12 protein-coding genes are annotated in these 13344 nt (G+C 66.2%); 3 read left to right on the top strand and 9 right to left on the bottom strand.

Annotated features, from left to right (window positions below):
- Window positions 1-6: 6 nt before the first annotated feature.
- Both ASF04_RS20010 and ASF04_RS20005 read right to left on the bottom strand, forming a co-directional pair.
- Complete coding sequence (locus tag ASF04_RS20010) at window positions 7-1452, bottom strand: aldehyde dehydrogenase (protein ID WP_056145689.1); 1446 nt, start codon at window positions 1450-1452, stop codon at window positions 7-9.
- A gap of 30 nt (window positions 1453-1482) precedes the next feature.
- On the bottom strand, window positions 1483-2316 hold the full coding sequence (locus tag ASF04_RS20005) for a p-hydroxycinnamoyl CoA hydratase/lyase (protein WP_019921254.1): 834 nt from the start codon (window positions 2314-2316) through the stop codon (window positions 1483-1485).
- Window positions 2317-2416: 100 nt separating this feature from the next.
- Between ASF04_RS20005 and ASF04_RS20000 the strand changes: the two genes are divergently transcribed.
- Window positions 2417-2878: a MarR family winged helix-turn-helix transcriptional regulator gene (locus ASF04_RS20000; RefSeq protein WP_019921253.1), complete on the top strand. Its 462-nt coding sequence runs from the start codon at window positions 2417-2419 to the stop codon at window positions 2876-2878.
- A gap of 1 nt (window position 2879) precedes the next feature.
- On the opposite strand, the gene ASF04_RS19995 is transcribed toward ASF04_RS20000, so the two are convergent.
- The 7 genes from ASF04_RS19995 to ASF04_RS19965 form a co-directional block, all read right to left on the bottom strand.
- Window positions 2880-4172: a sodium:proton antiporter gene (locus ASF04_RS19995; RefSeq protein ID WP_056145685.1), complete on the bottom strand. Its 1293-nt coding sequence runs from the start codon at window positions 4170-4172 to the stop codon at window positions 2880-2882.
- A 37-nt stretch (window positions 4173-4209) separates the two neighbouring features.
- Entirely contained in the window at window positions 4210-4767 is a 558-nt protein-coding gene (locus ASF04_RS19990) for a flavin reductase family protein (RefSeq protein WP_056145683.1), read from the bottom strand.
- Window positions 4768-4828: 61 nt separating this feature from the next.
- Entirely contained in the window at window positions 4829-6289 is a 1461-nt protein-coding gene (locus ASF04_RS19985) for an ABC transporter ATP-binding protein (RefSeq protein ID WP_056145681.1), read from the bottom strand.
- Window positions 6279-7130 (bottom strand): ABC transporter permease, encoded by an 852-nt coding sequence (locus tag ASF04_RS19980; protein ID WP_056145678.1) that lies wholly within the window; start codon window positions 7128-7130, stop codon window positions 6279-6281. Before ASF04_RS19980 ends, ASF04_RS19985 begins: the two co-directional genes overlap by 11 nt.
- Window positions 7127-8101 (bottom strand): ABC transporter permease, encoded by a 975-nt coding sequence (locus ASF04_RS19975; RefSeq protein ID WP_056145675.1) that lies wholly within the window; start codon window positions 8099-8101, stop codon window positions 7127-7129. The genes ASF04_RS19980 and ASF04_RS19975 overlap by 4 nt, the downstream gene beginning before the upstream one ends.
- The gene (locus ASF04_RS19970; RefSeq protein ID WP_056145672.1) at window positions 8089-9657 is read right to left on the bottom strand and encodes an ABC transporter substrate-binding protein; all 1569 of its coding nucleotides are present in this window, start codon (window positions 9655-9657) and stop codon (window positions 8089-8091) included. The genes ASF04_RS19975 and ASF04_RS19970 overlap by 13 nt, the downstream gene beginning before the upstream one ends.
- Window positions 9658-9760: 103 nt before the next feature.
- Complete coding sequence (locus ASF04_RS19965; protein ID WP_056145669.1) at window positions 9761-11050, bottom strand: DUF445 domain-containing protein; 1290 nt, start codon at window positions 11048-11050, stop codon at window positions 9761-9763.
- A gap of 250 nt (window positions 11051-11300) precedes the next feature.
- Between ASF04_RS19965 and ASF04_RS19960 the strand changes: the two genes are divergently transcribed.
- Complete coding sequence (locus tag ASF04_RS19960) at window positions 11301-11984, top strand: pentapeptide repeat-containing protein (RefSeq protein ID WP_056145943.1); 684 nt, start codon at window positions 11301-11303, stop codon at window positions 11982-11984.
- Window positions 11985-12131: 147 nt separating this feature from the next.
- Complete coding sequence (locus ASF04_RS19955) at window positions 12132-13304, top strand: polysaccharide lyase family 1 protein (protein ID WP_056145667.1); 1173 nt, start codon at window positions 12132-12134, stop codon at window positions 13302-13304.
- The last annotated feature ends 40 nt before the right edge of the window (window positions 13305-13344 follow it).

The following is a 13344-nucleotide window of genomic DNA, read 5'->3' as shown; positions in this document are numbered from 1 at the left end:
CTCCTGTCAGATCGGGTAGTGGCGGGGCGTGGTCTGGATCGTGATCCAGCGCAGCTCCGTGAACTCGGCGATGGCCGCCTTGCCGCCAAAGCGCCCGTAGCCGCTGCCTTTCACACCGCCGAACGGCATCTGCGCCTCGTCATGCACGGTGGGGCCGTTGATGTGGCAGATGCCCGATTCGATCTGGCGCGCCACGGCCATGGCGCGGCCGATGTCGCGGCTGAACACGGCCGAGGACAGGCCGTATTCGCTGTCGTTGGCCAGGCGGATCGCTTCCTCGTCGGAGTCGAAGCGCAGGATCGAGACGATCGGACCGAACGACTCTTCCTGGTACACGCGCATCTCCGGCGTGACGCCATCGACAATCGCCGGTTGCAGCAGGTTGCCTTGCACCGCGCTGGACGACTGGGTGACGGTGGCGCCGCGCTGCCGCGCATCGTCCAGCATGGCGGCCACGCGGGTGGCGGCGGCAGCGTCGATCATGCCGGTCAGCGGTGCATCGGCATGGGCGGCTTTCAACGTGGCGGTCTTGGTCGCCAGTTTGTCGAGGAAGGCGCTGGCCACCTTGTTGTCCACCAGGATGCGGTCGGCGGACATGCAGATCTGGCCCTGGTTGAAGAAGGCGCTGAAGGCCGCCGCTTCCACCGCTTCATCGAGGTCGGCGTCGTCCAGGACCAGCAGCGGGTTCTTGCCGCCCAGTTCCAGCAGCACCGGTTTCAGGTGTCTGGCGCAGTGCTGGGCGATGATGCGGCCCACGTTGGTGGACCCGGTGAAGTTCACGCGGCGCACGGCCGGTGCAGCGATCAGGCGTTCGACCACGGCCGGCGCATCGGCCGGGGCGTTGGTGATGACGTTGACCACGCCGGCGGGGAAGCCGGCCTGCTCGAACACGGTGCCGATCAGGCGGTGCAGGCCCGGGCACAGTTCGGACGCCTTGAGAATGACGGTATTGCCGCAGGCGAGCGGCATGGCAATCGCGCGGGTGCCGAGGATGACCGGCGCATTCCACGGCGCGATGCCCACCACCACGCCGGCAGCCTGGCGCACGCCCATGGCCAGCGATCCCGGCACGTCGGACGGAATGACTTCGCCGCTGATCTGGGTGGTCATCGAAGCCGCTTCGCGCAGCATGTTGGCCGCCAGCGTGACATTGAACTGGTACCACATCGGGCTGCCGCCGGCTTCCGCCACGCCGCGCGCCACGAAATCGGCGCGCAGGCCTTCCATGGCATCGGCGGCCTTGAGCAGCAGCGTGCGGCGCGCGCCCGGGTTGAGCGCGGACCAGGCGGGGAACGCTTCGCTGGCCGCCTTGACGGCCTTGTCCACGTCGGCCAGCTGGGCGGCGGCGGCGCGGGTGACGACGTCGCCGCTGGCGGGGCTGCGGCGCTCGAAGGTGATGTTGTCCTGGGCGGCGTGGGTGCTGCCGCCGATGAGCAGATCGGTATCAAACATGGTTGTCTCCTTTTATAATTTTTTGAGAGTTTAACCGCGCTTGAACGTTTGCAGACCGGGCTTGATGGTCTTATCGTCGAGGAACTGCTTGAGTCCCTGGGCGCGGCCTTTTTCGGGATCGCGGTAGTTCGACTGATCGACCTTGGCGTACAGGTAGTCCTCGTTCTGGTCCCAATTGAGTTCGCGGCAGCGCTTGAAGCCATTCTTGGCGATACGCAGCACGACCGGGGCTTTTTCCAGCAGCTTGTTGGCCAGCGCGGTCACTTCGTCCCGTAGCTGGGCGCGCGGCACGCTCTTGTTGATCAGGCCCATGGCTGCGGCCTCCTGGCCGGTGAAGGTGTCGCCGGTCATGATGTAGTGGAGCGCCTGGCGGTGGCCCATGGTGTCGGCGACGGCCTTGCTGACCAGGTTGCCGGGCGGGATGCCCCAGTTGATCTCGGAGAGACCGAACACTGCTTCGTCGGCGGCAATCGCCAGGTCGCAGGCCACCAGCGGCGAGAACGCGCCGCCGAAGCACCAGCCGTTGACCATGGCGATGGTGGGCTTGGCGTACATGCGCAGCAGCTTCCATTGCCACTGCGAGCAGTCGCGGCGCAGGCGCTCCTGGAAGATCTCGGGCTTGCCGTCGTTTTCGCGGAAGTACTCCTTGAGGTCCATGCCGGCGGTCCAGGCGTCGCCGGCGCCGGTCAGCACGATCACCTGCGCTTCTTCGTCGAGTTCCAGCGTCTCGAGGACGTCGATCATTTCACGGTTGAGCGTGGGGCTCATGGCGTTGCGCTTGTCCGGGCGATTGAGGGTGATCCAGCCGATGCCGGCCTCCACGTCCACTTTGACGGTTTCCCAGCGCGCTGCGTATTTCGACATGTTTATCTCCGATGTAAGTTTAGTGTTGCAGTATCAGGCTGCCTGATATGGAACTTATACTATACTCACGTCTTCCGAATTACAAGAAAATTTTATCGCCATGGTTGAACACGCTCCGAACCCGTCCGACGACACCAAGCCGCTGGGCCTGGCCTACCTGGTGGGCCGCCTCGATCACGTGCTGGGCAAGCGGCTGCGCGACTGCTGCGCGCCCGCCGGCGTGACGGTGCCGCAGTACACGGCGCTATCCGTGTTCCGGGCCCAGGGCGCGCTGTCGAACGCGCAGCTGGCCACGCGCACGATGGTGTCGCCGCAGTCGGCCAATGAAATGGTCAAGCAGATGGAGGGAAAAGGCTGGATCGAGCGCTCGCCCGATCCGTCGCACGGTCGCATCATCCAGATCCAGTTGACGCAGGCAGGGCATGCGATCCTGGGCCAGTGCGACGGCAAGGTGCGCGAGGTGGAGCTGCGCATGTTCCCCGACATGACGCCCGAAGAACGGACGCAGCTTTACGTGTCGCTGCGCAGCGCGGTGCGCGCGCTCAGCCTGGAAGGCATCTGAATTAACGACTCCAGAAGTTCATCAACGGCTTGACGCTCAAGCCGTGTACCACGATCGACAGCATGATGGTAAACAGCACGATGTTGGTCAGCTGTGCCGCCAGGTCGGGCGGCAGGCCGGCCTCGATGGCAAACACCAGGTAGTAGATCGAACCGATGCCGCGGATGCCGAACCACGCGGTCATCGCCTGCAAGCGTACCGGCGTGCCGCTGCCGGCCAACCCGAGGAACACGGCTGCCGGCCGTGCAATGAAGAACAGGAAGGCGGCCATGAACACGGCCTGCCAGCTGATCTCCTGCAGCGAGATCATCCCGCCCAGCAGCACTACCAGCGTGAGTTCGGACAGCCGTTCGAGGTGTTCCTTGAACACCAGCGATTCGGTGCTGACCGTGATCGGCGCCTCGCCCGGTGCGCTATCGAGCGCCACCTGCGATTTGCCGGTATCGGGTTCGAGCAGTCCTTCCTGGTCCTTCGGCGCGCCGGCCATCATCAGCTCGGTCTGGCGCAGCGCCACGGCCGCGAAGAACACGGCCAGGAAGCCCCACGCATGCACCAGCGTGGCCACCCCATAAGCTATTGCGATCAGGCCAAGTCCCACCAGGTCGTCCATGATGTCGTGGCGCGGCTTGATCATGCGCAGGCGCCAGGTCAGCCGCGCGGTGAGGGCGCCGAAGGCCACGCCGATCACCACGGCCGCCAGCGCCGCCCAGAACACATCGACGAACAGCCAGCGCCACGGCTGGCCGGCCGTCTCGTCCAGCCCCAGCACGCCGAGGCCCAGGAACACGAACGGCGCGGCGCTGCCGTCGTTCATGCCGGCTTCGCAGGTGAGGGTGAAACGCAGGCGGTCGGTATCGCCGGCGTGGCGGATCTGGACATCGGTGGCCAGCACCGGGTCGGTGGGCGCCAGGATGCCGCCGAGCAGAATCGCCGCGCCGGCGGGCAGTCCCAGCACGAAGAAGCCGAAGGCGGCCACCAGCATCACCGTGAAGATCATCGAAATCCAGGCCAGGCGCATGGGCGCCTTCCAGTTGGCGCGTTTGAACGGCACCGGCATCTTGATCCCGGCCGAGAACAGCGAGACCAGGATGGCGACCTCGGTCAGCACTTCCAGCACGCCCGATTCGTCGGCGGGTTCGAAGTGAAACAGGTTGAGGACGGTGGGGCCGAGCACCAGGCCCACGCCCAGGTACACGATGGCGGACGTGAACGGCGAGCGCGAAATGGTGGTGGCGGCCATGCCGCGCGCCAGCATCAGCAGGCCGATCAGGATGAACCAATGGACGGACGTCATGCCTGTTCCCCGGTGATGGTACGCCGACGTTTGAAAATCAACGGGTCTGGCCCGGGTAGCGCGACCGCGTATCGATCTCGCGGCCCGAGATCATGAACTGGCCGTCGCCGCGGTAGTGCAGGGTTTCGGGCAGCTTGGGACTGGCGGCGACGTGGGCGCGTACCACCTGCCACACGAACAGCGGCGCGTTCGGGTTGGGCGTGGCGTCGGCCAGCCGGCACTCGAAGCTGGCATAGCATTCGGCGATCAGTGGCGCGGCTACTTCCACACCCGGCCGGGCGGTCAACCCGAATCGGGCGAATTTGTCGGTGTCGTTGCCACTGCAGTTGCCGATGCCGATCACCTGCTCCAGCAGGTCCGCAGTGGGAATGTTGATCACGCACTCGCCGCTGCCCACCACCATGTCGTAGCTGTGGTTGGCGGGATCGATATAGCAGCCCACCAGCGCGGGCGTGAAGCCGATCATCATGTGCCAGCCCATGGTCATGATATTGGTCCGGCCGCCGTGGGCGGAACTGACCAGTACGACCGGGCCGGGCTCGAGCAGCCGGCGGATCTCTGCCAGGGCGTAATCGTCTTTGCGGTAGTGTTTCATGTGGCCTCCATGTGGCATGGTAGGCGCTGTCACCGTGGCTGTCTGTTGGTCAGGGCACCAATCAGCGTGATTGCGACAGGCCGATCACCCGGGTGGCCATGCGCGCCGGGATATCGGCGTCGTGCGTCACCAGCAGCACCGCGCAGCCGTACTCCCTGGCATGTTCGGCCAGCAGCGCCAGGGTTTCCTGCTGGGTGACGGGATCGAGCCGCGAAGTCGGTTCATCGGCAAAGATCAGCGCGGGGCGCAGCAGCAGCACCCGCGCCAGCGCGAAGCGCTGCAACTCGCCGCCCGACACCTGCGACGGCAGCCGGTCGAGCAGGCCGGGGCGCAACCGCAGGCGGGTGAGCAAGCCCTCCAGCTCCGGCCACGCCAGCCGGTGCAGCGCGACCACGTCCTGCAGCGACTGGCGCAGGGTTACAGACGGGGCGAACGCCGCTGCCGGGTCCTGGTAAATCTTCTGGAATGCCGTGCGCGCCAGTCCCGCGCCGCGCGTGACCGTGCCGCTGTCCGGCCGCAGCAGGCCCAGCACGATATTGCCGAACGTGGTTTTGCCGGAGCCGCTGGGACCGGTCACGGCGATGAATTCGCCGCGCCGGATCTGCGCCGTCACGCCGGCGAACAGGTGCTGCACGCCGAAGCTTTTTTTCACGTTGTCGATGTGGACCAGTGCCTCGCCTTCGTCGGCCTTGACTGGCGCCAGGTGCGGCCAGGCGGCCGGCTCCGCCGCCAGCAGGCGCCGCGTGTACGCGTGGCCGGGTGCGGCCAGCACGGTCGTGGTGTCGCCGCGTTCGACGATGTCGCCGCCCAGCATCACCGCCACCTGGCCGCGCAACTGGCGCGCCAGCCACACGTCGTGGGTGATGGTGAGCAGGGTGAGGCCGTCGGCGATGGCCGCGCGCAGCACGGCCAGCACGTCGGCGCGGCGGTCGGCGTCCAGCCCCTTGGTCGGTTCGTCGATGATCATCACCGGCGCGCCGGCGGCGTGGGTGGCCAGGAACGCCACGCGCTGCGCCATCCCGCCGGATATCTGGAACGGATATTTTTCGCCGGCGCCGCCCATGCCCAGGCGTTCCAGCCCCGCTTGCGCGGTGGGCGCCGCCACCTCCGGCGCCATGCCGGCCACCAGCTCGTGCACCTCGGCGATCTGGCGCGCCACGCGCATGGTCGGATCGAGCGCCAGCCACGGCTCCTGCGGCAGCAGCGCCAGTTGGCGGCCCCACAGCGCGCGGCGCGCACGCAGGTCGGCCGCGTCGGACCGGTGACCGCCCACTTCCACGGTGCCGCTGCATGACAGCGACGCCGGCAGGTTGCCCATGATGGCTTGCGCCAGCAGCGATTTGCCGGAGCCGCTTTCGCCCAACAGCGTCAGCACCCCGCCGGCCGGAATATGCAGGTCCACCGCGCGCACCAGCGCGTGGCCGGGCGTCCCTACCGACAGGCCGCTGACGGCCAGGTGGGCGGCGGCAAATGGCGTCGCGTGCGACTTGCGGTCGCCGGCGATTGAATCGTTATCGTTCATGCGTGTCTCCGCTGCCCAGCAGGATCATGCCCAGCAAGGTGGCGAACAAAATGAAAATGGGGGCGCCGACCAGCCATGGCGCCTCACTGTAATACGGCAGCAGTTCGATCATCATCACACCCAGTTCCGCCGTCGGTGGCTGCAGGCCCACGCCGATGAAGCCCAGCGCCGCCATGGCCAGCACGGCGCCGGCGTACCCGAAGCGCATCAGCGTCAATATGCGTGGCCGCAGTTCTGGCAGCAGGTGGCGACGCACGATGTACCAGGCGCCAAAGCCCAGCAGGCGCGATGCCTCCACCTGCGGGCTGGCCAGCATGATGGTGGCCGCCGCCCGCACCACGCGGAAGTACTCGACCCACAGCGCCAACGAGATGCCCACGTACAGGGGCCAGAACTGGCCCGGCGCGAACGCGGCCAGCAGCAGCACCAGCAGCAGGCCGGGCAGGGCGAGGATGGCGTCGGCCAGCGCGGTCAGCATGCGCTCGGCCCAGCCACCGCGCCAGGCCGCCAGCAGCCCCAGCGCGGTGCCGGGGATGGCGGCGCTCAAAACGCTCAGCAGCGCCATCGACAGCGACAGGCGCGAGGCGTCGGCCAGGCGGGCCAGCATGCTGCGGCCCAGGTGATCGAGGCCCAGCGGGTGCGCCAGGCTGGGCGCCTCCAGGAAGCGCGCCAGCGTCTGCCGCGCCGGATCGACGCCGATCAGCCAGGGGCCGAGCAGCGCAAACGCGGCGATCGCAATGAGCATGGCCGCCCCGATCACGCGCGCGGCCGGCCAGCGCCGTGGGGGACTCGCTGCCAGCAGCGCGTCGTGCAGGTCGGGCGTATCACGCACAGTGTTCATCGCGGCCGCCTGCGCGGGTCGATGGCGGCGCAGGCCAGGTCCACCAGCGCGTTGAACAGCACGAACATCAGGCCCAGCACCAGCGCCGTGCCCTGGATCATCGGCACATCGCGCCCGAAAATCGCGTGCACCAGCGCGTGGCCGATGCCTGGCCAGGCGAAGATGGTCTCCACCAGCACCACGCCTTCCACCAGGTACACCAGTTGCACCGCCACGTAGGCTACCACCGGCGCGCCGACGTTACGCACGCCGTGGCGCATGAGAGCCTGCCACGGCGACAGGCCCTTGGTCAGCGCGAACGCGTAATAGGCGCTGCCGCGCACGGCCACCATGGCGTCGCGCGCCACCCGCGACGATACGGCCGCGAGGCCGATCGCCAGCGTCAGCGCCGGCAGCGCCACGCTGCCGGAATCGACGTGGCCGGCGGCCGGCAGCGCGTTCAGTTCCACCGAAAACACCAGTACCAGCACCAGTCCCAGCACGAACGGCGGCATCGCGCGCAGCATGACCGACAACGCCAGCGTGGCGCGGTCGAACCAGCCGCCGGGATGCAAGCCCGCCAGCACGCCGGGGATGGGGCCGAGCAGCACCGACAGCAGCACCGCCCAGAACGACAGGCGCAGGGTCTGGCCCAGTTGCAGTCCGATCTCGGTGAGCACCGGCTGCGCGGTCACCAGCGATATGCCCAGGTCGAGCCGGAGCAGTCGCCCCCACCAGTCGGCCAGCGCTGCAAGCGCGGGGCGGTTCAGGCCCAGTTCTGCCCGCACCGCTTCGGCGGCGGCGGCATCGACCATGTCGTAGCCATAGCGGCCGGCAGCGATGCGGAACGCGGTGTCGCCGGGCAGCCAGCGCGTCATGAAAAAGCACAGCGTGCCAACCAGCAGCGCGACCAGCAGCGCCTGCAGCAGGCGCCGGCCCAGCAGCGGCGACCAGCGCCGCGCGGTATCGATCCAGGGTGTCAGGGATTCCATTTGATGTCCGATATCCGGTAGCTGCGCTCGAAGGCGTCGATGGTCACGTTGCGCACGCGGCTGGAGACGGCAATCGTTTGCCGGTACCACACGATCGGCACGACCGGCAGCGATGCCTGCAGGCGCGCGGCGACGATGGCGCGGTCGGCCTGCTGCGCGGCCGGCGCGGCGCCCGTGGCCAGCCGCGCCAGGGCGGCATCGAGCGCGGCGTCGTGCCAGTTCATGGCGCCCCAGTCGCCGCCGCCGCTGGTGTAGTCGCCGACCATGGTGGCGGTGGGATCGGGCGTGGTGCCGAAGTTGCGGGCGACCAGTCCCATGTCCAGCGATCCGCTGCGGTGGCCGGCCGGGATGTCGCTGGAGTTGCCGACCACTACCCGCACGGCGATGCCGATCTGGCGCATCTCTTCCTGGATCGCGGAGGCGATCAGCGGCAGTTCGGGGCGATCGACAAAGGTGTACAGCGTGATGGCGAAACGCCGGCCGCCTTTCACCAGGATGCCATCGGCGCCCGGCGTGAAGCCGGCTTCCTTCAACAGCGCGCGCGCGGCGGCAGGGTCGGTGCGCAACGGCGCCAGCGCCGGCTGGTGCCACTGCGTGAGTGCTGGCGGGAACAGCTGGGTGGCACCCAGGTCGGCGTCGCGCAGCAGGGCGCGGGCAATGCCGTCGCGTTCCACGCCCAGGCTGATCGCTCGGCGTACCCGCTCGTCGCGCATGAACGGGTGGGCCGCATTGAGCTTGAGGAACGTGGTGCGCGGCAGGTTCTGCGCCACCAGCGACACGCCTTGCTGGCGTTGCAGGCGGCGGATGCTGGGCGGATCGAGCGTAAAGGCAAGATCGGCCTGGCGGCTTTGCGCCATCAGCGCCCGCGTTTCCGCGCGCGACACGCTGATGTAGCGCGCGCGCCGCACGTCGGGGGCGTCGCCATTCCAGGTCTCGGCAAACTCGGTTTCGAACATCTGCGGCAGGGTCATCGACTTGATGCGATACGGGCCGCTGCCGACAATGGCCGTTACGCGGCCGGTGGCGTTGAACGACGATGGCGCCAGCAGTTGAGTGCTGTACTGGGTGAACAGGTACGGCAGCGGCGCAAACGGTTTGCGCAGCCGCACCACGATGGCGCCGCGCTCCGCGTACAGGTCGTCGATGCCGGCCAGTTGCAGCACGCCGGGCGTGCTCAAGGCCCGTTGCAACGACACCAGCGCGGTATTGGCGGTAAGCGCGGAGCCGTCGTGGAAGCGGTTGCCCTGGCGGATGAAGAACCGCCATTCGCGCTGGTCGCTCGATACTTCCCAGGTGCTGGCCGCGCCGGCCCGCAGGCGGCCCTGGTCATCGACGTCGAGCAGGGTTTGCGTGACTTCCATGCGGGTAAACATGAAGCCGCTGCGCGACGGTTCCAGTCCGGTCAGCTCCCACGGCCCGACCGCGGTCAGCGTATCGGCACTGGCAGGCGTGAGCTCGTGGACGTGCCCCGGATCGGCCAGGGCCGCCAGCGGCAATGCCAGCAGGGCGGCGACCATCAGGCGGCGTTTAAAGAGTGTGGCGGCAGCTGGTCTCATGGAGCGCACGGGGATGAAAGACCCCGCATGGTAAAGCAAGTTGAAGGGCGGGGCCAGTCCAACAGGCGGACAGGTGTCACGGCTTGTCTCGGCTGGCGACCTGCTACCCCGTACACTGCACAATCACATGAATCACCAACCCCGCCAGCCCACCCACCACCGTGCCATTGATGCGGATGAACTGCAAATCGCGCCCGATCGCCAGTTCGATGCGCTTGCTCATTTCGTCGCGGGTCCACCTGGCCAGCTGGGTTTCGATGAACAGGCCCACTTCGCCGCGATAGTTGCGCACCAGTTGCGCGCTGCCCGCTTCGAGCAGGCGGTTCAGGCCTTCGCGCATCGACTGGTTTTCGGTCAGCATGCGGCCCGCTTTTTCCACCAGCTTTTGCACGCCGGCCGGCACGCCTGGCGTCTCCGTGTGCAGGTCGGCCAGTGCGCGCGCGTGCAGTGCATCCCACAGGCCTTCGAGCATGTGCCGGATCTTGTCGCTGGCCAGTGCGTCTTGCTGGTAGCGGCTGATGGCGTCCTGCCATAGCGGGTCGGCCTTCAGCCGCAGCGCGCTTTCGGCGATCCAGACGCCCAAGCGCGCGCGCAGCGGATGATTGCGGTCGGCGCGCACGTCGGCCACCTTGCGGATGGTGGAGCGGATCAGGCGCGGCATGGCCTTGTGCAGCGCGTATTCGACCACCGAGCTGTCGGTATTGACCGCGCTTTGCACCATGTTGCCGATGGTCTCGTGGTTGTCCTCGTGCGCCAGGTACTCGCCCAACTGGTCGAGCAGCAGGTCCACCAGGTGCTGCGGCTGGTCTTCGGCGATCAGCGCATCGACGCAGTCGCCGGCCAGGCTGGCCAGGTCCAGGCGCGCCAGTTCGCGGGTGGCGGTGTCGCACACCATGCGCCGCATCTTGTCCTGGTCGAGCGAATGCAGCAGCTTTTCCAGCGCGGGGCCGGTCCACTGGGACAGGCGCGCGGCGTTGGCCGGCTGCTGCAGGTAGTTGCCGGCCCTGCCTGCAAGGTCTAGCTCGCGCAGGCGGGCGTTGATGGCCGCTTCGGTAATAAAATGGTTTTCGACGAACTGGCCCAGGCTCTTGCCGATGCGTTCCTTGCTGTTGGGGATGATGGCGGTGTGCCACAGCGGAATGCCGAGCGGGTGGCGGAACAGCGCCACCACCGCGAACCAGTCGGCAATCGCACCGATCATGGCCGCTTCGGAAAAAGCTTCCAGGTGGCCCCAGGCAGGATGCGCATGGCGTTGCGAGCGGGCCAGCGCGAACAGCAGCGCGGCAATCAATAACAGGCCCAGTGCAACCAGTTGCATGGTGCGCAGGCGCGCGCGTTGCAGCACTTCCTCCTGGTCGTCGAGCTGGCGGATGATGTCGACTTCGTGTTCCACGAGTATTCCCCCGGGTTAATTTGATTGCATTGTAGGGCAGGGCGCGCAGGACCGGTCACACGCCTAGCGCCGATGCGGGTAAAATAGCGCCGAGTCGAAAATGAGCAAGCCGGTTGGTAACCCGGCAAGTGTCCCGCTATGGGAGATGCTCCCGCACAACGGACCCACGGCGCCGATCTTGACTAATGACGGTCCGGGGATGCGTGGTGGCGTGTGCGCCATGTGTCTGCCGGCCATTGAGGACAATCCGATGGCATCAACCAATTCCACGGTCTCCGGCCTTGCGCTGGACCGCTCCGAACTCGAACACCACTTGGCGCAAGACACCCGCCACTTCGAACAATGCATGTTCGACGACGAGGACCTGTCGCGTCTCGACCTGCAGGGCTGTACGTTCGACCGCTGCACGTTCGGCGGCGCCAACCTGTTTGCCGCCAAAGTGGCGCGCACCGTGTGGCAGCGCTGCCGCGCTGGCGGCGCCGATTTCGAATCGGTGGACGCGGTCGATGCCCGCTTCGATAGCTGCGACCTGAACAACACCAAGTGGCGCCGCGCCAAGCTGGCCTCGGTCAGCTACCGCGGTTGCAAGCTGACCGGCGCCTCGTTCGAGGAAGTCGCGCACCTGGGCCTGATGTTCGAGGAAAGCCTGCTGGTGGGCGCCGACCTGCGCGGCTTTTCGTTCAAGAAGGCGACCTTGAAGGAGCTCGATTTTTCCGATGCCTACCTGGCTGGCTGCGACTTCCGCGAGTCCGTGTTCGAAGGGGGCAGCTTGCGCAACGCCACGCTCAAATTGGCCAAATTCCAGGGCGCCGACCTGCGCGGGACCGATATCGAAGGGCTGAAACTGTCGGATGCGGCCGTGTTCAAGGGCGCGGTGATTTCGCATGCTCAGGCCGCCAGCTTCCTGCGTGCGCTCGATTTTGTTGTCATTTAGTGTTGTTATTTAGAGTAATCTTTCAATCACCTGATTGATTATTTAAAAGATATCTATTTCTACACGGATATTCTCATACTTTCAGTTGTCTTTTTCTGCTAGCGTTGCTTTAGGGAATTATCCCTATAACAATAGCGGAGAAGACACATGACTATCAGCATCAAAATGACCGGCGCCGCCCTGGCTGTCATCGCAGCTTTCGCGGCCGCTCCGGCCTTTGCCGACGACACCCTGCAAACCGCGCCATCGAACGGATGGGCTGGCCAGAATGGCGGCACCAAGGGTGGCGCCGGCGCCTCGTCGGCGGCGACTTACAAGGTCAGCTCGGCAGCGCAATTACTTGCCGCGATCAAGGCCCAGGGTGACAAACCCAAGATTATCAAGTTGTACGGCACCATCGATCCAACCACGGCCGATAACGGCGGCCCCTACAAGAACGCTGCCGACCAGAAGGCGCGGCTGCAAATCAAGCTGACCAGCAACACCACGCTGATCGGCATGGGTTCCGACACCAAGCTCGTCAACGCCGGCCTGATCCTGAACGGCATCCAGAACGTCATCATCCGCAACCTCAATATCGTCAATCCGTGCGACATCAACCCGATCTGGGACCCGGAAGATGGCAGTGCGGGCAACTGGAACTCCGAGTACGACGGCATCAACATCGCAAACTCGAAGAACATCTGGATCGACCACAACGTGTTTACCGATGCGCCCAAGACCGACGACCAGCTGCCCACCGCCAATGGCCGCCTCAAGCAGTGCCATGATGCCGCGCTCGACGTCAAGAATGGCTCGGACTACGTGACCATCTCCAACAACCGCTTCGAGCTGCACCAGAAGAACAACCTGATCGGCTCATCGGACAGCACCACGTCCGACGATGGCCACTTGACTGTTACCTTCAACAACAACCATTTCCTGCACATCTCGGAACGGGCGCCGCGCGTGCGCTTCGGCAAGGTCCACGTCTTCAACAATTATTTCGAAGGCAGCCGCTCGCACAAGGTCTATCCGCACAAGTACAGCGTGGGCGTCGGCTACAAGGCCAAGATCATCATGCAGAACAACGCCTTCGACATCGCCGGCGCCAGCGCGTGCGCGGACATCGTCAACAATCCGGGCTCGGCCAGCAAGTCGGGTGCAATCACCGATACCGGTTCGCTGCTCAACGGCGCGGCGCTGAACCTGGCCGGGAAATGCAGCTTCAGCAATTCTGTGGGCTGGACGCCGCCGTACACCGCCAATCCGGCAGCGGCCTCGTCGGTCAGGCAGTCGGTATTGAATAATGCGGGGACGGGGAAAATCAGCGTGAACTAAGAACCTGCCGGCAAGCCGTTGCGGCTTGCCGGTTTCAGGG

The sequence above is a fragment of the Duganella sp. Leaf61 genome (genome assembly GCF_001421905.1).
Lineage (GTDB): Bacteria > Pseudomonadota > Gammaproteobacteria > Burkholderiales > Burkholderiaceae_D > Rugamonas > Rugamonas zoogloeoides.
The sequence above is the reverse complement of the archived record's forward strand: the minus strand, read 5'-3'. Positions and strand labels throughout refer to the sequence as shown.